Annotated in this window: 19 protein-coding genes; 10 read left to right on the plus strand and 9 right to left on the minus strand. The window is 66.3% G+C overall.

Annotated elements, in window-relative coordinates; genetic code table 11:
* Positions 1 to 61: 61 nt before the first annotated feature.
* Positions 62 to 667, plus strand: a complete 606-nt coding sequence (locus tag ACFC2Y_RS05555; RefSeq protein ID WP_375174243.1) for a glutathione S-transferase family protein — start codon at positions 62 to 64, stop codon at positions 665 to 667.
* Here ACFC2Y_RS05555 and ACFC2Y_RS05560 read toward each other — a convergent pair.
* Entirely contained in the window at positions 622 to 1,806 is a 1,185-nt protein-coding gene (locus ACFC2Y_RS05560) for a TIGR03862 family flavoprotein (RefSeq protein WP_375174242.1), read from the minus strand. The two genes, ACFC2Y_RS05555 and ACFC2Y_RS05560, sit on opposite strands and share 46 nt — an antisense overlap.
* 126 nt (positions 1,807 to 1,932) lie before the next feature.
* Here ACFC2Y_RS05560 and ACFC2Y_RS05565 point away from each other — a divergent pair, with 126 nt between their 5' ends.
* The gene (locus tag ACFC2Y_RS05565; RefSeq protein ID WP_375174241.1) at positions 1,933 to 2,229 is read left to right on the plus strand and encodes an HNH endonuclease; all 297 of its coding nucleotides are present in this window, start codon (positions 1,933 to 1,935) and stop codon (positions 2,227 to 2,229) included.
* A 10-nt stretch (positions 2,230 to 2,239) separates the two neighbouring features.
* Here ACFC2Y_RS05565 and ACFC2Y_RS05570 read toward each other — a convergent pair whose 3' ends face one another.
* Both ACFC2Y_RS05570 and ACFC2Y_RS05575 read right to left on the minus strand, forming a co-directional pair.
* Complete coding sequence (locus ACFC2Y_RS05570; protein WP_375174240.1) at positions 2,240 to 2,848, minus strand: enoyl-CoA hydratase/isomerase family protein; 609 nt, start codon at positions 2,846 to 2,848, stop codon at positions 2,240 to 2,242.
* Entirely contained in the window at positions 2,845 to 3,600 is a 756-nt protein-coding gene (locus tag ACFC2Y_RS05575) for an SDR family oxidoreductase (RefSeq protein ID WP_375174239.1), read from the minus strand. Before ACFC2Y_RS05575 ends, ACFC2Y_RS05570 begins: the two co-directional genes overlap by 4 nt.
* A 142-nt stretch (positions 3,601 to 3,742) precedes the next feature.
* On the opposite strand from ACFC2Y_RS05575, the gene ACFC2Y_RS05580 reads away from it, so the two are divergent.
* The 8 genes from ACFC2Y_RS05580 (at position 3,743) to ACFC2Y_RS05615 (ending at position 11,637) form a co-directional block, all read left to right on the plus strand.
* Positions 3,743 to 5,305, plus strand: coding sequence for a DUF2125 domain-containing protein (locus ACFC2Y_RS05580; protein ID WP_375174238.1), 1,563 nt, complete (start codon positions 3,743 to 3,745; stop codon positions 5,303 to 5,305).
* A 106-nt stretch (positions 5,306 to 5,411) separates the two neighbouring features.
* Positions 5,412 to 6,758 carry a TldD/PmbA family protein gene (locus ACFC2Y_RS05585; protein ID WP_375174237.1) on the plus strand — a complete coding sequence of 449 codons (1,347 nt, stop codon included), beginning with the start codon at positions 5,412 to 5,414 and terminating at the stop codon, positions 6,756 to 6,758.
* Positions 6,745 to 7,548: a 3'(2'),5'-bisphosphate nucleotidase CysQ gene (locus ACFC2Y_RS05590; protein ID WP_375174236.1), complete on the plus strand. Its 804-nt coding sequence runs from the start codon at positions 6,745 to 6,747 to the stop codon at positions 7,546 to 7,548. The genes ACFC2Y_RS05585 and ACFC2Y_RS05590 overlap by 14 nt, the downstream gene beginning before the upstream one ends.
* Positions 7,549 to 7,634: 86 nt before the next feature.
* Entirely contained in the window at positions 7,635 to 7,877 is a 243-nt protein-coding gene (locus ACFC2Y_RS05595) for a DUF4170 domain-containing protein (RefSeq protein ID WP_375174235.1), read from the plus strand.
* A 6-nt stretch (positions 7,878 to 7,883) separates the two neighbouring features.
* Positions 7,884 to 9,083 carry a 3-deoxy-D-manno-octulosonic acid transferase gene (locus tag ACFC2Y_RS05600; RefSeq protein ID WP_375174234.1) on the plus strand — a complete coding sequence of 400 codons (1,200 nt, stop codon included), beginning with the start codon at positions 7,884 to 7,886 and terminating at the stop codon, positions 9,081 to 9,083.
* Positions 9,070 to 10,062: a tetraacyldisaccharide 4'-kinase gene (gene lpxK, locus ACFC2Y_RS05605; RefSeq protein ID WP_375174233.1), complete on the plus strand. Its 993-nt coding sequence runs from the start codon at positions 9,070 to 9,072 to the stop codon at positions 10,060 to 10,062. The genes ACFC2Y_RS05600 and lpxK overlap by 14 nt, the downstream gene beginning before the upstream one ends.
* A 31-nt stretch (positions 10,063 to 10,093) precedes the next feature.
* Complete coding sequence (locus tag ACFC2Y_RS05610) at positions 10,094 to 10,975, plus strand: SDR family oxidoreductase (RefSeq protein ID WP_375174232.1); 882 nt, start codon at positions 10,094 to 10,096, stop codon at positions 10,973 to 10,975.
* A 44-nt stretch (positions 10,976 to 11,019) separates the two neighbouring features.
* Positions 11,020 to 11,637, plus strand: a complete 618-nt coding sequence (locus ACFC2Y_RS05615) for an exopolysaccharide biosynthesis protein (RefSeq protein ID WP_375186126.1) — start codon at positions 11,020 to 11,022, stop codon at positions 11,635 to 11,637.
* 52 nt (positions 11,638 to 11,689) lie between these two features.
* Here ACFC2Y_RS05615 and dxs read toward each other — a convergent pair whose 3' ends face one another.
* The 6 genes from dxs to ACFC2Y_RS05645 are packed head-to-tail and all read right to left on the minus strand — an operon-like array spanning position 11,690 to position 16,940.
* Positions 11,690 to 13,618, minus strand: coding sequence for a 1-deoxy-D-xylulose-5-phosphate synthase (gene dxs, locus ACFC2Y_RS05620; RefSeq protein WP_375174230.1), 1,929 nt, complete (start codon positions 13,616 to 13,618; stop codon positions 11,690 to 11,692).
* Between the two features lie 18 nt (positions 13,619 to 13,636).
* Positions 13,637 to 14,497: a polyprenyl synthetase family protein gene (locus ACFC2Y_RS05625; protein ID WP_375174229.1), complete on the minus strand. Its 861-nt coding sequence runs from the start codon at positions 14,495 to 14,497 to the stop codon at positions 13,637 to 13,639.
* A 1-nt stretch (position 14,498) separates the two neighbouring features.
* On the minus strand, positions 14,499 to 14,744 hold the full coding sequence (locus ACFC2Y_RS05630) for an exodeoxyribonuclease VII small subunit (protein ID WP_375174228.1): 246 nt from the start codon (positions 14,742 to 14,744) through the stop codon (positions 14,499 to 14,501).
* 55 nt (positions 14,745 to 14,799) lie between these two features.
* Positions 14,800 to 15,726 (minus strand): histone deacetylase family protein, encoded by a 927-nt coding sequence (locus tag ACFC2Y_RS05635; protein ID WP_375174227.1) that lies wholly within the window; start codon positions 15,724 to 15,726, stop codon positions 14,800 to 14,802.
* Positions 15,727 to 15,735: 9 nt separating this feature from the next.
* A complete protein-coding gene (locus ACFC2Y_RS05640; RefSeq protein ID WP_375174226.1) occupies positions 15,736 to 16,446 on the minus strand; it encodes a response regulator in 711 nt (236 codons plus the stop codon).
* A 2-nt stretch (positions 16,447 to 16,448) separates the two neighbouring features.
* Complete coding sequence (locus ACFC2Y_RS05645) at positions 16,449 to 16,940, minus strand: MarR family winged helix-turn-helix transcriptional regulator (RefSeq protein WP_375174225.1); 492 nt, start codon at positions 16,938 to 16,940, stop codon at positions 16,449 to 16,451.
* Between the last annotated feature and the right edge of the window lie 150 nt (positions 16,941 to 17,090).

Consider the following 17,090-nt stretch of genomic DNA (forward strand, 5'->3'; position numbering starts at 1 on the left):
GTCTCCCCCCAAAGGTCCGCAGCCCAACCCGAGGTGTGCGGACCCATCAGGGAGAGAGAGAATGTACACCGTCATCGGCAGCCCCCGTAACCGCACCCTCCGCGTCATCTGGATGCTGGAGGAGCTGGGCGAACCCTACGAACGCAACGCCGCCAAACAGCACACCCCGGATGTCCTGGAGCATTCGATCATCGGCAAGCTGCCGGTCCTGGTCGATCAGGGCCACGGCATTTCCGACAGCGCCGCGATCCTGACCTACCTGGCCGACAAGCACGGCCGCCTGACCGCCCCCGCCGGCACGATCGAGCGAGCCAAGCAGGACGCGGTGACCTTTCAGGTCCTCGACGATCTGGAAAGCATTATCTGGATTGCCACGCGTCATGGGTTTCTATTGCCGGAAGAGCAGCGTTGTCCTGACCTCAAGAACAGTGCGAAATGGGAATGGGCCAAGAACATCAAGGGGCTGGAGAAACGCTTCAAGGGGCCTTTCGTCATGGGTGACGAGATGACCATCACGGATATCCTGCTGACCCACACCCTTGGCTGGGGCATCGGGGCGAAGTTCCCTGTCGAAAGCGAGGTGCTGCAGGACTACGTCAAGCGGATGCGCCAGCGCGACGCCTACCTGCGCGCCATGGCCTCCGAAGACGGGTTGGCCGCCGCGTAAGCCGCCGCAGCCCGCCCGGCCCAGAGCCCGGTCGCAAGACTGGCCGTCAGGAGGTAACCGCCCGTCGGCGCCTCCCAGTCCAGCATTTCACCGGCGGCGAAGGTGCCGGGCCGGTCGCGCAGCATCAGTTGCGCGTCCAACGCCGCAAACGGCAGCCCCCCGGCGGTCGAGATTGCCTGATCCATCGGCAGAACCCCCGCATAGCTGACCGGCAGCGCCTTCAGCAGCGGGGCCAGGTCATCCGGCAGCGGCCGCCCGAATTCCATCAGCAGCGCCCGCTTCACCGGGTCCAGTCGAATCGACCGGCGCAGATGCGACGACAGGCTGTCGCCGCGCCGCCTGCGCCCCAATTTTTCCCGCAGCCGATCCAATGGCACATCGGGAATCAGGTCGATCTCCAGCGGCGCGCCCTCGCGCAGGGCACGCGACAGGGCATAGACCCCGGCCCCTTCCAGCCCGCGCCGCGAAATCACGCATTCCCCGCGCGAAACCCGGTCACCGGCCCGCAGCGCCACGGCCTTGAGCGGCTGGCCGAACTGATCCGCCATCTTCTCGCTCCAGCCGATCTCGATACCGATGTTGGAGGGCTGGAATGGCTCGGTTTCGAAGTGATCGGCCCAGGCCCCGTCGGAACCGAGCCGCGCCCAACTTGCCCCGCCCATGGCCAGAACGGTGACATCCGGGGTCAGCACCTGCTCCCCCTCCGGCGTCATGAAGACCGCATCCACCCCCTGCCATCCGGTCCAGCGCCAGAGGGTGCGAAACTCCACCCCCGCCGCGCGCAACCGGGTCAGCCAGGCGCGCAGGAGTGGTGAGGCCTTCATCACCTTGGGAAACACGCGGCCGGTCGTGCCGGTGAAGATCTCCTGCCCCAGCCCCTCGGCCCAGTCCTGCACCGCGCGCGGACCAAAGGCGGTGAGCATCGGTTCCAGCTCCGGCGCGGCCTCCTCGAAAGCCGCGATAAACGGTGCGTCCTCCTCCGCCTTGGTGAGGTTCAGCCCGGATTTCCCGGCCATGAGCAGCTTTCGCCCCACGCTCGGCTTGGCCTCTGCCACGATGACATCCAGCCCCGCGGAGGCCATCGCCTCCGCCGCCATGAGCCCCGCCGGGCCACCGCCGATCACCAAACCTGTCGTCATCGCGCACTTCCTGCGCCGGGCTGCCGGGAATGACAAGGGCCGGTCGCGGCCCGGGGTCGTTTGTGCCGACGCCAAGGGCCAGCGCCCCTGCAAACGATCAGGAATTGGGCTAGGGTCAGACCGACCATGACCGACGATCCTATCTGCCCCCTCTGCCTGCGCCCCATCCCGGCGGAGGCAAAGTCATCGCTCCACCACCTCGTGCCGAAGCTCAAGGGCGGCAAACATGGACCGACCGTGCGCCTGCATCAGATCTGTCACAATGAAATCCACGCGACCCTGACGGAGGCGGAGCTGGCCCGCGACTACGACACGCCGGACAAACTGCGCAGCCACCCGCGACTGGCCAAATTTGCCGCCTGGGTCGCGAAACGCCCGCCCACATTCCAGTCAAAGACGCCCGGTCGACGCCGGTTGCGGTGACCCTGCCACCCTACCGGCACATCCCCTTGATGCCCGCCGCGATCTCCGGCTTTGCGGCCAGGGTATCGGCGCAGATCTCCCGCGCCGTCTCCAGCAGAACCTCGGGCGACACGATCCGATCGACCAGCCCGTAGGACAGCGCCTCCTCCACCGGGATCTTCTGCCCACCCATCAGGATCAGCTTGGTCCGCGCCGGACCGATCAACGCCGCCATCCGCCCCGGATCGGAGGGCTGCGGCAGGAAGCCCAGCTTCATCACGGGGTAGAAGACCTTCGCCCCCGGCACCGCCAGCCGGATATCACAGGCCAGCGCCATGCCCATGGCACCCCCCGCCAAAGTCCCGTTCAGCGCGGCAACCGACAGCCCCGGCAGGGCCGCCACCGCCGCCGAGAGCCGTTCCCACAGGGGCGAGGTGGCCAAACCGGCCCGCGCCTCTTCCAGATCGGCACCGGCAGAGAAGACCTTGCCCCGTCCCGTCAGGATCACGCAGCGCGCCTCCTGCGCGGCCTCGAAGGCCTCCGCCAGCTCTTCCAGCATCTTGCCGGTCAGCGAATTGGCCTTGTCCTGCCGGTCGATCGTGATGGTCCAGAGGTCCCCGTCACGCGCAACCTCGATCATGCGATCAGGCCCGCGGCGCGGCGAATACCCTCGTCCCGCAGCGAGATTTCCTTGCCCAGATGCGCATCGCCGCCGGGGCCGCACATCCACAGCAGGCATTTCGCGGGCCATTCCGGAGGAATGTGATCCTCCCAGGCCAGTTCGCTCACCGGGTTGACGCCGCTGGCCTTGATGTCGCGCTGCATCTGCGTCGCCACGGTGCCGGGGGACAGACCCATGATCCGCACCCCCTTGTCGCCATTCTCCAGATGCGCGGCGCGGGTCAGCATCGCCGCCCCCGCCTTGGAGGTGCAGTAGGCGCTCCACCCCTCCAGAGGGCTGTGCGCCGCGCCGGAGGACACGGTGATGATCGTGCCGCCGCCCTGCGACGCCATGACCGGCAGGGCCGCCCGCATCCCGTTGAAGACGCCCTTGATATTGACGTCGATGACCTGGCCCCATTCCTCCGGATCGGCTTCTGCCAGCGGTGTGATGGGTTTCAGGATCCCCGCATTGCCGATCAGGACATCCAGCTGCCCGAAGGTCCGCACCGCCACATCGACAGCCGCCGCCACCTCCCAGTAGCGTGAGATATCGCAGGGCACGGCCACCGCAGCCTCGCCGATCTCGCCCGCCAGTTCCGCAATCGAATCGCCATCCCGTGCCAGCAGGACAACCCGGGCTCCGGCCGCCGCGAAAACCCGCGCGGTCGCCGCGCCGATACCGCGGCTGGCCCCCGTTATCATTGCCACTTTTCCGCTTAGATCGGTCATACCGGACCCTTCCCTGTTGTCTTCGCCTGTTGGTAGCCACGCCGCAAAGCAGCCGCAATGTAAAGGTAAGGACGTCCCGCCCTTGACGTGAGGCTCACTTGCTTCGATTCTAAGCGCAACATCCTTTGAGGAGCATTTCCAGATGACAAAGACATTTCGCCTAGGCGCACTGGCAGCCACCGCAACCTTCGTTTCCCTGTCCGGCGCGGCCCGCGCGGATGTGACCCCGCAGGACGTCTGGTCTCAATGGCAAAGCTACATGGCCTCCTTTGGCTATGACTTGTCCATCCAGCCCGAAACCGACGGCAACAACCTGCGCCTTCCTGATTTTACCATGGCCATGCCGGTGCCGACAGACCCTGCCAGCGGTCAGGAGGGTGGAACGGTCCGCTTCAGCGTGGGCGATATCGCGCTGATCGACCGGGGGGACGGCACCGTGTCCATAGAAATCCCGGCTGAAACACCCTTCCGGGTCACCGGCGAAAGCCTGGGCGGCGAGAATTTCGAGGTCAAGGGAACCATGGCCTCGAGCGGCTACAGCACCATTGCCTCGGGCAACCCCGGTGACATCACCTATGACTACGAAGCTGCGGAAATCAGCGTCAGCATCGACGAGTTGACGAATGACGAAGGCAAGACCGTGACCCCGGGCACGGTGGAATTCATCCTGGCGGGGATGGCCGGAAGCAGCCGCGTCGACGACACCAGCGGCGCGACCCGGATGGAACAATCCTTCACCATGGCGCGGATGTCCTACGTCGTGGATGTCACCGACCCCGACCCGGCCAAATCCGGCTACTTGAAGGCGGAGGGCGGTTTCGAGGGCCTGACCTCGCAGGCCGAAGGCACGATCCCGCAGAACTTCGACCCCCTCGCCGTGCCGCAGGCACTGGTCGATGGCTATGCCATGTCCGCGACGATGTCCTATGCCAAGGGCCAGACCAACCTCGATTTCGCAGAGGACGAACAGACCTTCCGCTATGGCTCCGCCAGCACCGGCGGTGACTTTTCCGTCGGAATCGGGGCCGACGGTCTGCTCTACGATGTCGAATCCCGCGGCATCGCCTTCAATATCGAAGGCAGCGACATTCCCTTCCCGATCGCCTCGACCATGGGCGCCTTCGGCCTGGCGCTAAGCGTCCCGGTCCTCAAGGGCGACGAGCTGCAGGACTTCAATGCCAAGATCAAGCTGACGGACGTCGCGGTGCCTGAACCGCTGTGGATGATGATCGACGCCGCAGGGGCGCTGCCGCATGATCCGCTGACCGCGGAAATTGAAACCAGCGGCAAGGCCCGGCTCTCCGTCGATGTCTTTGACGAAAAGGCGATGACCTCGCTGGCCGCCTCGGGCGAGAAACCGGGCGAGGTCACGTATTTCTCGCTTGACAGCCTGCTTTTGAAGGCCGGCGGGGCAACCATCGCCGCAACAGGGGCCTTCGACATCGACAATTCGGCCCAGAGCCTTATCAACCCCGACCTCCCGGCCTTTTCCGGCAAGGTGGATCTGCGGCTGACCGGGGTGACCACCCTGCTCGGCACGCTTGGCCAGATGGGGCTGATCCCGATGCCGCAGGCGATGATGGCCACCGGCATGATCCAGCAATTGGGCAAGCCGGAAAGCGGCCCGGATGACGTCTCCGCCCTGATCGAGATCACCAAGGATGCACAGCTGACGGTCAACGGCGCGCCGCTGCCGCTGCAGTAATCCGCACCTCTGATTGCAGCGCGGGCCGTCCTTCGGGGCGGCCCGTTGCTCTTGTACCCTGCGCCGTTCGTCGCTACCTCCCTTGGGACCCCCGGAAGGAGCGCATATGACCGAGTCCCTCGCCGACCTGACAGCCCGCCTGATAGATATCGCCCGCAAGGCCGGGGCGGATCAGGCAGATGCCTTGGCCCGCGATGGCGCCTCCACCTCCATCGGGGTGCGGGACGGCAAGCTGGAAGAGGCCGAGCGTTCCGAAGGGGCGGAGGTCGGCCTGCGGGTCATCCTGGGCAAGCGGCAGGCCTGTGTCTCTTCCTCCGACCTGCGCGATGCGGCTTTGGCGGAGATGGCGGATCGTGCCGTCGCCATGGCCCGCGAGGCCCCCGACGACCCCTACATCGGATTGGCCGATCCAGAAGCCCTGTCGGATCTGCGCGACGCCGACGCGCTGGAGCTGTGCGATCCCGCAGAGGCCCCCACTCCCGATGCGCTGATGCAGGACGCCCTGACCGCCGAGGCCGCCGCCCGCGCGGTCGACGGGGTCACACAGGTGCAAAGCGCCGGGGCCTCCTATGGCTCCAGCCGGATCTGGCTGGCGGCCAGCAATGGCTTTTCCGGGGGCTACACCCGCACACACCGTCAGACCTATTGCACCGCAATCGCGGGCACAGGCACCCGTATGGAACGCGACAGCGACGGCGACACGCGACTGCATCAATCCGACCTCCGTACGCCCGAGGAGATCGGCCAAAGCGCCGGCGAACGCGCCATCGCCCGACTGGGCGCGGTGCAGCCCAAGACCGGCCGCTATCCCGTCCTCTTCGACGAACGCATCAGCAGCAGCCTGATCGGCCATTTGCTGGGCGCGGTGAACGGCGCCGCCATCGCGCGCGGCGCCTCCTTCCTGCGCGATCATCTGGGCAAACCGGTCCTGCCCGAGGCGCTATGCGTGATCGAGACCCCGCATCGCAAACGCGCCATGGGCTCCCGCCCCTTCGACGCCGAAGGCCTGCCAACCACCCGCCGCGCCATCATCGACCAGGGCCGCCTGACTGGCTGGACCCTCGACCTCGCCACGGCGCGCAAGCTGGGCATGACCCCGACCGGCAACGCCGCGCGCGGGTTGACCTCCCCGCCTTCGCCCGCCCATTGGAACATCGCCCTGACGGAAGGCGAGGCCAGCCGCGAGGACCTGATCGCGCAGATGGGCACCGGCGTTCTCGTCACCTCGCTGATCGGCTCCACCATCAACCCCAACACCGGCGACTATTCCCGCGGGGCCTCGGGCTTCTGGGTCGAGAACGGGCAGATTTCGCACCCGATTGCCGAGGCGACCATCGCCGGCAACCTGATCGAGATGCTGGCCCGGATCATCCCCGCCAATGACGCGCGGCCCTATCTGAGCCAGGTCGTCCCGTCGATCCTCATCGAGGACATGTCCGTTGCAGGTCAGTGATCCTGCCGAAGACCTCGCCCTTCTGACCGAAGCGGCGCGGGACGCAGGCCGGACCGCCTTGGGCTTCACCGGAACCACAGCACAAAGATGGGACAAGCCCGATGATCTGGGCCCCGTGACCGAGGCTGATCTCGCTGTGGACAGGCAGCTGCGCAGCGCGCTCATCGCCGCGCGCCCCGACTACGGCTGGCTGAGCGAGGAAACCCCCGACGATCCCGTCCGCTTGTCCCATGACCGCGTCTTCATCGTCGATCCGATCGACGGCACGCGCAGCTTTATCGAGGGTAACGACACCTGGGCGCATTCCCTGGCCATCGCCGAAAGGGGAGAGGTCACCGCCGCCGTCGTCTACCTGCCGCTCAAGGGCAAGCTTTACGCCGCCGCCAAGGGGCGCGGCGCGCAGCTGAACGGCCGCCCGATCCGCGCCTCCCTGCGCGACAGCCTGCCCGGGGCCCGGGTGATCGCCTCCAAACCCAGCTATGACGCGCGACACTGGCCCGATGGCGTTCCGGAGGTCTCGCGCCACTTTCGCCCCTCTCTCGCCTACCGGCTGTCTCTGGTGGCCGAGGGGCGCTATGACGCGATGCTGACCTTCCGCGACAGTTGGGAATGGGACATCGCCGCCGGCGATCTGATCCTGCGCGAGGCCGGTGCCGCCACCTCCGACCGCAGCGGTGGCAAGCTGCGCTTCAACAACCCGCATCCGCAGGTCATGGGCGTGGTCGCCGCGGGCCCCGCCCTGCATGGTGAAATCCTCGGCGCGCTTGGCCAGCCGATGAACCTGACCTAACCACGATCCCCGGCCGAACTTGACGGGCCGGGCCAAATTCCGCAGGTTGCCCGCAACCCGCCACCGCCCGAAAAAGGAGACTTTTCATGACGCAACGCCTGCATCTCGTCTTCGGCGGAGAGCTCGTGGACCCCACGAAGAACGTTTTCAAGGACGTCGATGACATCCACATCGTCGGCATGTTCCCCGACTACGCCAGCGCCTATGACGCTTGGAAGGCGGAGGCGCAGCGCACCGTCGACAATGCCCATATGCGCTACTACATCGCGCATATCCACCGCCTGCGTGATGAAGAGGCCGCCGCCTCCTCCACCGAGGAACTGGGATAACGCATCATGCCTGCCATGGCGCGCAAGGCCGGGTCTGACACCGGGGTCTTTCCGCCCCGCCCGCAGGGTCAGCTGATCTGGGCGCATGCCGCCGATCCCGATCGTATTCCGGCCCTTGTCCAGATTGCCTACCGTGCGGAAGCACAACGCCCCGGTCTGCATATGCTGCTGACCCACGTCGATCCGAGGGACACGCCCGATCACCTGCCGGGTCACGTCATCCCGCTGGTCATTCCCCGTGACACCCCGGCAGAGAGCCATGAGTTTCTGGCCCACTGGCGCCCCGATGTCGGGATCTGGCACACCGGCCATCTGCGCCCCGCGCTGCTGGCGGCCGCCCGACAGGCCCAGGTCCCCATGATTCTGGTCGACGCCGTAGAGGAGGCCTTTGCCGAACCCCGCCTGCCCTGGCACCGCCGGACCGAGCGCGCGGCGATCACGACCTTTGAAACCATCTGCGTCAACTCTGCCAACACTGGGCGTCGCCTCGCCCGGATCGGGGCGGACCCGGCACAGATCGAGGTCACCGGCCGCCTGCAGGAGGGCGGGGCCGCCCTGCCGTGCAACGAGGAAACCCGCACGGACATGGCCGAAACCCTCGCCACCCGGCCGCTCTGGCTGGCGGCGATGGTTGAACCGGACGAATTCCCGACCGTGATCGAGGCGCACCGCCAGGCGATCCGCGCCGCGCACCGTCTGATGCTGATCCTTGTACCGCGCAGGCCGGAGGATGGCGACGACATGGCCGCTTCGCTGCGCGAACAGGGCATGCGCTTCATCCGCTGGTCCGATGGCGGCTATCCCGAAGAAACGACGCAGGTTCTCGTTGCGGATACCTATGGCGAAATGGGCCTGTGGTATCGGCTCTCGCCCGTCACTTTCATGGGCTCGTCCCTCACTTCCGGCCACGGCGGGCGCGATCCGTTCGAACCGGCGGCCCTTGGCTCCGCCATCCTTTACGGTCCGAACGTCAGCCGTCACCTTCAGGCCTATTCCCGATTTGCCCGCGCGGGCGCGGCGCGGATCGTGCGCGATGCCTCGACCCTCTCCGCCGCCGTGCTGCGCCTCAACGCGCCGGATCAGGCCGCGATCATGGCCCAGGCCGCCTGGGAGGTCGCGACCGAAGGGGCGGAGGTGACGGACATGGTACTCGAACGGCTTGAGGAAATTCTGGATCGGAGGGCCAAGACACATGCAGGCCCCTGACTTCTGGTATCGCCCGGCGACCAGCCCCGGCCTGCGCGCGCGGCTCCTCTCCCCCCTCGGGCGCCTCTATGCGGCCGCGACCGCGCGCCGACTTGCCAACATTCCTTCGCAAGGCGTCGGCGTGCCGGTGATCTGCGTCGGCAACCTCAATGCCGGGGGGACCGGCAAGACCCCGACCGTCATCGACCTGATCCAGCGCCTCGGCGCGCGCGGGGTCGAGGCGCATGTCGTCTCGCGCGGCTACGGGGGGCGTCTGCCCGGCCCGCTGCGGGTCGACGAGCGCAACCATACGGCAGCGGATGTTGGGGATGAGCCCCTGCTCCTTTCGGCCTTCGGGCCAACCTGGATCGCCCGGGATCGCTTGGCCGGGGCCCGCGCCGCCGTCGCCCAGGGGGCGCAGGCCATCCTGCTGGACGACGGGTTTCAGAACCCCGCACTGTCCAAGGATCTGTCGATTGTCACCGTTGATGCGGCCAAGGGATTCGGCAATCGGCTCTGCCTGCCCGCGGGGCCGCTGCGCGAACCGGTCGACACCGGGCTGGCACGCGCCGATCTGCTGCTGTCCATCGGAAATACCGCAGTACAACAGAGCTTTAGAGACGCCAACCCCACTTTACCCTTGCCCCACATCAGGGGCGAACTCCTGCCCCTGGAAACCGGGATGGACTGGACAGCGACGCCGTTTCTGGCTTTCGCCGGCATCGGCCATCCGGAGAAATTCTTTGCCACGCTGCGCGGGCTGGGCGCCGATTTGCTGCATGCCGAACCGCTGACCGACCACCAACCGCTGACCCCCGCGCTGATGGCCCGGCTGGAAACAGACGCCACGCGCCTCGGCGCACAGCTGGTCACCACGGAGAAGGACGCAACCCGCCTGCCCCCCGCCTTCCGGCAGAAGGTCCTGACCCTTCCCGTACGCCTGCGTATGGAAAACCCGGAGGCACTGGAGCACGCGCTGGACCGGCTCTTCTCCGCTTGACCGCCGGGCCGCTCTGGCCAACTGTGCCCGCATGTCCGGAACGCTTCTATCGCTTGGCCACGGCTACTCCGCCCGCGCGCTCGCCCGCCTGCTGATCCCGCAGGGCTGGGTCATCCATGGGACCACCAGGTCAGAAGAAAAGGCCGCAGATCTGGCGCGGGAGGGCATCACCCCGCATCTCTTCCCCGGCGACATAACCGATGCCCTTTCCGACGCGCTGTCTCAGGCGACGCACCTGCTGATCTCCGCCGGTCCGGATGCGGAGGGTGACCCGATGCTGCGTCACCTGCGGGCAGAGATCACGCAAATCGCCCCCCGTCTGAAATGGGCCGGCTATCTCTCCACCACCGGTGTCTATGGCAACCACGACGGGGGCTGGGTCGACGAAAGCACCCCGCTCACCCCCTCCACCCGGCGCGGCAAATGGCGCGTCGCGGCAGAGGCAGAGTGGCAGGCCATCCCCGGCCTGCCGCTGCATATCTTTCGTCTGGCGGGCATCTACGGGCCCGGGCGCGGCCCCTTTGCCAAGGTCCGCGCAGGCACCGCCCGCCGCATCATCAAGCCCGGCCAGGTCTTTTCCCGCATCCATGTTGATGACATTGCCCGGATCCTCGCCGCCTCCATCGCGCGGCCAGACCCGGGGGCCGTCTACAACCTCTGCGACGATGATCCGGCCCCGCCGCAGGACGTGCTGACCCATGCCGCCGAACTGTTGAACCTCCCTCTCCCCCCGGCCGAAGACTTCGCCACGGCCGAGATGACCCCGATGGCGCGCAGCTTCTACGCCGAAAGCAAGCGGGTGCGGAACAATCGCATCAAGGAGGAACTTGGCGTGAAGTTGAAATACCCTACCTATCGCGACGGGTTGGCGGATCTGCTCGCCCGGGAACAGGAAAACCACACCGGGTCGTGAACCCGGCCCCCATAACGCGTTAACCCGGTATGAGCACAGCCGTCATGAGTCAGACCCAGCCCTCCGAAGGTGCGCCTCCCCGCAGCCTGTCAGACATCCTGAACGCGCTGGAGGAGGCCGCATCGCAGGACACGGTCACCGTCAGCGACATTCTGGAAGAGATCGGGGATCGTAGTTTTGCGCCCATGATCCTCGTCCCTGCGCTGATCCTCATCTCGCCACTGTCGGGGATATTCGGCCTGCCGACGATCGGCGCAATCTTCATGCTGCTCGTAACGCTGCAAAAGCTTCTGGGGCGACGTCATGTTTGGTTTCCGAAATTCCTGAAACGCCGGAAAATCAAGTCATCTCGCCTCAAGACCGCCGTTGATTGGCTGCGCCGCCCGACCGGATGGATCGACCGTAGGACCCACACACGCCTGACCTTTCTGGTATCCAGGCCTGCAAATCTGGTCACCTTGCTGATGATCGTGGCCATTTGTATCGTCATCCCCTTCCTCGAGGTTCTGCCGATGGTGACGTCGATCTTTGCGTTGGCGATCTCGCTTTTCTCGGTCGGGCTGCTGGCGAGGGACGGCTTGTTCACCCTGCTCGGGTATACGCAGGTCGCGCTCAGCGCTTCATTGGTGATCTGGCTCATCTCGTCCGGGACGGGCGGATAGGGAAAAGGGACGCTGACCCGTCCCCAAGGCATATCAAGACCGTATGACGCCCTCAGGCCTTGCGCTGAGCAACCTGCGCAACGCCCAGAACCTCAAGGACCTTGGCTTCGATATCCGGGGCATTCATCCGCGCCACCGCATACATGTCCTCGGGACTGGCCTGGTCGATAAAGACATCCGGCAGCACCATGGAGCGGTACTTCAGCCCACGGTCGAACACGCCTTCGTCTGCCAACAGCTGCGCGACATGGGACCCGAAGCCCCCAACCGCGCCTTCCTCGATGGTAATGAGCGCCTCGTGACGCGCGGCCAGGTCGAGGATCAACTCGCGGTCCAGCGGCTTGGCAAACCGGGCATCCGCGACGGTCGGGCGAACGCCCCGCGCCTCCAGCGCCTCTGCGGCCTTCATGACCTCGGCCAGACGCGTGCCGAAGGACAGGATCGCGACCCGCGCGCCCTCCTGGATCATGCGGCCCTTGCCGATTTCCAGTGGCACGCCCTTTTCCGGCAGTTCCACCCCGACGCCTTCGCCACGGGGGTAGCGGAAGGCAATCGGCCCCTCGTCATAGGCATGCGCCGTGGCAACCATATGCTTCAGCTCTGCCTCATCCGCAGCGGCCATCACGACCATGCCGGGCAGGTTGGACATATAGCCGATGTCATAGCTGCCCGCATGGGTCGCGCCGTCGGCGCCAACCAGCCCGGCGCGGTCAATCGCGAACCGCACCGGCAGGCGCTGGATCGCCACATCATGCACCACCTGGTCATAGCCGCGCTGCAGGAAGGTCGAATAGATCGCGCAAAAGGGTTTCATCCCCCCGGCCGCCAGCGCGGCAGAGAAGGTGACCCCATGCTGTTCGGCAATCCCCACGTCGAAGCACCGCGAGGGGTAGCGTTCCGCCATCAGGTTAAGGCCCGTGCCGTCCGGCATGGCGGCGGTCACCGCGACAACCTTGGAATCCGCCTCGGCCAGCCGCACCAACTCCTTGCCGAAGACGGAGGTATAAGAGGGCGCGTTGGACGGGGCTTTCTTCTGCTCGCCGGAGACGACATCGAACTTGGCCGTGGCATGGCCACCATCCCGCGCCTTTTCGGCGGGGGCATAGCCCTTGCCCTTCTTCGTCGTGATATGCAGCAGCACCGGCCCCTGCGCCCGCGCCTTCACCGTACGCAGCAGCGGCAGAAGCTGGCTCAGGTCATGCCCGTCGACAGGCCCGACGTAGGAAAAGCCCAGCTCTTCGAACAGCGTCCCGCCAATGGTCATGCCCTTGAGCATTTCCTTGGCCCGCTTCGCACCCTCCTGGAAGGGCGGTGGCAGCAGGCTGACCGCGCCCTTGGCGGCGGCCTTGAACTCCTGGAAGGGTTCTCCGGCATAGAGCCGCGACAGGTAGGAAGACATGGCCCCGACCGGCGGAGCAATCGACATCTCGTTGTCGTTCAGGATGACGATCAGGCGCTTCCGTAGGTGCCCGGCGTTGTTCATCGCCTCATAGGCCATGCCACCGCTCATCGCGCCATCGCCGATCACGGCAATCGCATCGCCCAGCCCATGATCCGGGGCGCCGCCCAGATCGCGCGCCACGGCAAAGCCCAGGGCGGCGGAGATGGAGGTGGAGCTATGTGCCGCGCCGAACGGGTCATACGGGCTTTCCGACCGCTTGGTGAAGCCCGACAGCCCGCCCTTCTGACGGATGGTGCGGATGCGGTCGCGCCGTCCGGTAAGGATCTTGTGCGGATAGCTTTGGTGCGACACGTCCCAAATGATCCGGTCGCGCGGCGCATCCCACAGCGCATGCAGCGCCACGGTCAACTCGATCACGCCCAGACCCGCGCCAAGGTGGCCTCCGGTTTCGGACACAGCCGAAATCGTCTCCGTCCGGAGTTCATGCGCGACTTGCCGCAATTCGGCATCCGAAAAGCGTTTCAGATCCGCAGGCGAATGGACCGTATCAAGCAGCGGGGTCTCGGGTCTTTGGCTCATCCAGCCCTCCCGGGCACTTTAGCTTTCGCGCGAAATAACGAAGCGCGCCGCCTCTCGCAAGCAGTCGGCGTCATTTCCATAGGCCGACAGCGCGTCACAGGCCGTCTCGACCAGGCGCGCCGCCTCCGATTTCGCGCCGTCGAGACCAAGCAGCGACACGAAGGTCGCCTTGCCCGCCTCGCCATCCTTGCGCAGGCGTTTGCCGGTCTCGGCTTCGTCGCCCTCTACATCCAAGATGTCGTCGGCGATCTGAAAGGCAAGACCAAGCGCCCGGGCATATGCGCCCATGGGCCCCGCATCCGCGCCCGCCATCACCGGCCCGGCCTGGGCGGACCACTCGATCAGCGCCCCGGTCTTCTTGGCCTGCAATTCGGTGATCTGCGCCAGATCCAGCGGCACCGGTGCGGTTTCGGCGGCAATATCCAGCGCCTGCCCCTGCACCATGCCCTGCCCGCCAGATGCCCGCGCCAGACCGGCGGTCAGCGTCACAACCCGATCCGCGGCCAGCGGCATATGGGTCAGCAGGTCAAAGGACAGCGCCTGCAACGCATCGCCGACCAGCACCGCCGTCGCCTCGTCCCATTTCACATGCACGGTCGGCAGCCCGCGGCGCAGGTCGTCGTCATCCATGCAGGGCAGATCATCATGCACCAGCGAATAGGCATGCATCGCCTCGATCGCAGCGGCGGCATCCAGCGCCGGGGCCGGGTCGACCCCGTGCAGCGCCGCGCTCTCGCTCACCAGAAAGGCGCGCAGCCGTTTTCCACCGGAACAGGCGTGGCGCATCGCGGCGCCGATCTCGCCCTGCATCGGGGCCATGGCGGCGTCCAGCCGTGCCGTCACGGCGGCGGCCACCTCGGCGATTCGCCGTTCGAACATGTCAGAGCCCTGTTGCTGGCTGCGTCCCCGAAACGTTGCCCTCGGCATCCGCCGTGATCGCCTCGACCTTCTCTTCGGCTGCCTTGAGCCGATCCTCGCAACGCTTTTTCAGCACCGCGCCACGCTCATAGAGCTTGATCGACTCTTCCAGCGGCACATCGCCCCGTTCAAGCTGGCCGACCACCTGCTCCAACTCGCGCATGGCCTCCTCAAAGGTCATCTCTTCGACGGGTCTCGGCTCACTCATCGGGCGGCTCCTCTGGCTCGGGTCGCGCGCACCATAGGGGCAACCCGCGCGGGGTTCAACGCGCCGCGGCGATCAGCGCGTCGACATGCGCCGCGGCCGAGGCCCCAAGCGCCGGAAGGTTGTATCCCCCTTCAAGGCAGGAGACGACCCGCCCCTCGCACACCCGCCCGGCCAATGCCGCCAACTCGCTGGTGATCCAGCCGAAATCTTCGGTCGACAGCTCGATCGAGGCCAGCGGATCATCCTTGTGCGCATCGAAGCCAGCGGACAGGAACAGCATCTCCGGCTCAAAGGCCTCGACCAGCGGAATGATGCGGTTGGCCAGGATCTTGCGATAAAGGCCCCCGTCGGTGCCCGCCGAGAGCGGGATATTGGTGATCTGCCCATGCGCACCGCGCTCGCCCTGCGCCCCCGTCCCGGGGTAGAGCGGCATCTGATGCGTCGAGACAAAGAGCGCGCGGCCCTCGTCCCACAGCAGGTCCTGGGTGCCATTGCCGTGATGCACGTCGAAATCCACGATGGCGACGCGGGTCAGGCCATGCGCCTCCAGCGCGTGTTTCGCGGCGATGGCGACATTGCCGAACAGGCAGAAACCCATAGGCGACGTCTTTTCCGCGTGATGCCCCGGCGGCCGCGTCGCGACAAAGGCATTGCCCGCATCCCCCGCCATCACCATCTCTACGGCCCGCACCGCCCCGCCAGCCGCGCGATAGGCCGCGTCCAGCGACCCCGGTGACATCCATGTATCCGCGTCCAGCTGGACGACCCCTGTCTCCGGCGCGGCGGCATGGATCGCATCCATATGCGCCTGCGGATGGCACCGCAGGATATGCGCGTCCTCGGCCATCGGCGCCTCTTCCCGCAGCAGGTCCTTGCCCTCCAGCGCGCGTAGGACCTCCGGCAGGCGGGCCACCTGTTCGGGGTGGCCGTCCGGTGTCACATGGCCATGGCAGGCGTCATGGGTAATCAGCGCGGTTGTCATTTTTCCCCCTCAGTCATGCACCAGCATGTAGCCTTCGCCCCGCACCGTCTGCAGGTAACGGGGCTGTTTCGGATCAGCCTCGATCTTTCGGCGAAGCCGGGTGATCTGCACGTCCACGGCCCGTTCCTGCGCCTGGCCGTCCTTGCCCGCGCCGCGACCCAACTCCTCCACCAGCCGGGTCCGCGACAGCGGCTCCCCGGGGTGGGCGGAGAAGATCCGCATCAGCTGCACCTCGGTCCCGGTGAGACGGATCGGGTCGCCCTTGTCCGACAACTCGCCGCTGTCCATGTCATAGCGCACCTCGCCCATGGTCAGCACCTTGGGCGCGGCCTGCATCTGCGGCGGGTCGGGCATCCGCCGCAGGATCGCATTGATCCGCAGCAGCAGCTCCTTGGGTTCAAACGGCTTGGCCAGGTAGTCATCCGCCCCCGCCTCCAGACCTGCGATGCGGTCGCTGGTCTCGTCCCGCGCGGTCAGCAGCAGGATCGGCGTCGTCATCACCTTGCGCAGGGCCTGCGTCAGCGCCAGGCCATCCTCGCCCGGCATCATCACGTCCAGCACGATCAGGTCGAACTCTAGCCCTGCCAGAAGCCGCCGGGCATGGCCCGCATCGCGGGCGGCGGAGACAAGGAAACCGCTCTTCTTCAGATAGCGCGCCAGCAGCTCGCGTATCCGTTCGTCGTCGTCGACAATCAGCAGATGCGGCATCGGGTCAGACAAACTCACCCCTCCCTCAGCGCGGTATATAGCCGCCGCAACTCCGGGTCCATCATCGCTTCCAGGACCTGCCGGAACCCGGCCACCGCTTCCGGTCCCGCCTTGCGATAGGCCGCGCGCATCTGGGCCCGCTGCGCCTCCGACAGCCGCGACTCCAGCGCCGCGCCCTCCTCCGTCAGGTAGAGGTGCCGCTCGCGCTTGTCGGCCTTGCCGATCCTGCTTTCCACCAATCCGTCTGCAATCAGCGTCCGCAACACGCGGTTCAGCGATTGCTTCGTCACCCCCAGGATGGCCAGCAGCCGGTTCACATTCATCCCCGGCGACCGCCCGATGAAGTGCAGCGCCCGGTGATGCGCCCGGCCATAGGAGATCCCCTCCAGGATCTGGTCCGGCGCGGCCGTAAACCCTCGATAGGCAAAGAACACCGCCTCGATCCCTTGCCGAAGCTGTTCATCTGTCAGGAAAAGCAGGCTCTCACCCGTGTGGTTCTCGCTCATTCTCCCCCCGATCGTCTGGATGGTCTTTGCCTCACATTAAGTCAGCCTTGTTGACATTCCAAGGTCCAACTGTTAGCGATTCTCTGATTTCGGCGCAACAAAATATCCGATACGGACCTTTATTGCGCAATAAATGGAAAGGTGAATGAG

The sequence above is a fragment of the Pseudooceanicola sp. genome (assembly GCF_041987405.1).
GTDB lineage: Bacteria > Pseudomonadota > Alphaproteobacteria > Rhodobacterales > Rhodobacteraceae > Pseudooceanicola.

Coding starts and splice junctions, on each gene's coding strand:
- ACFC2Y_RS05555 (WP_375174243.1), top strand. CDS start 62: ATGTACACCGTCATCGGCAGCCCCCGTAACCGCACCCTCCGCGTCATC.
- ACFC2Y_RS05560 (WP_375174242.1), bottom strand. CDS start 1,806: ATGACGACAGGTTTGGTGATCGGCGGTGGCCCGGCGGGGCTCATGGCG.
- ACFC2Y_RS05565 (WP_375174241.1), top strand. CDS start 1,933: ATGACCGACGATCCTATCTGCCCCCTCTGCCTGCGCCCCATCCCGGCG.
- ACFC2Y_RS05570 (WP_375174240.1), bottom strand. CDS start 2,848: ATGATCGAGGTTGCGCGTGACGGGGACCTCTGGACCATCACGATCGAC.
- ACFC2Y_RS05575 (WP_375174239.1), bottom strand. CDS start 3,600: ATGACCGATCTAAGCGGAAAAGTGGCAATGATAACGGGGGCCAGCCGC.
- ACFC2Y_RS05580 (WP_375174238.1), top strand. CDS start 3,743: ATGACAAAGACATTTCGCCTAGGCGCACTGGCAGCCACCGCAACCTTC.
- ACFC2Y_RS05585 (WP_375174237.1), top strand. CDS start 5,412: ATGACCGAGTCCCTCGCCGACCTGACAGCCCGCCTGATAGATATCGCC.
- ACFC2Y_RS05595 (WP_375174235.1), top strand. CDS start 7,635: ATGACGCAACGCCTGCATCTCGTCTTCGGCGGAGAGCTCGTGGACCCC.
- ACFC2Y_RS05600 (WP_375174234.1), top strand. CDS start 7,884: ATGCCTGCCATGGCGCGCAAGGCCGGGTCTGACACCGGGGTCTTTCCG.
- lpxK (WP_375174233.1), top strand. CDS start 9,070: ATGCAGGCCCCTGACTTCTGGTATCGCCCGGCGACCAGCCCCGGCCTG.
- ACFC2Y_RS05610 (WP_375174232.1), top strand. CDS start 10,094: ATGTCCGGAACGCTTCTATCGCTTGGCCACGGCTACTCCGCCCGCGCG.
- ACFC2Y_RS05615 (WP_375186126.1), top strand. CDS start 11,020: ATGAGTCAGACCCAGCCCTCCGAAGGTGCGCCTCCCCGCAGCCTGTCA.
- dxs (WP_375174230.1), bottom strand. CDS start 13,618: ATGAGCCAAAGACCCGAGACCCCGCTGCTTGATACGGTCCATTCGCCT.
- ACFC2Y_RS05625 (WP_375174229.1), bottom strand. CDS start 14,497: ATGTTCGAACGGCGAATCGCCGAGGTGGCCGCCGCCGTGACGGCACGG.
- ACFC2Y_RS05630 (WP_375174228.1), bottom strand. CDS start 14,744: ATGAGTGAGCCGAGACCCGTCGAAGAGATGACCTTTGAGGAGGCCATG.
- ACFC2Y_RS05635 (WP_375174227.1), bottom strand. CDS start 15,726: ATGACAACCGCGCTGATTACCCATGACGCCTGCCATGGCCATGTGACA.
- ACFC2Y_RS05645 (WP_375174225.1), bottom strand. CDS start 16,940: ATGAGCGAGAACCACACGGGTGAGAGCCTGCTTTTCCTGACAGATGAA.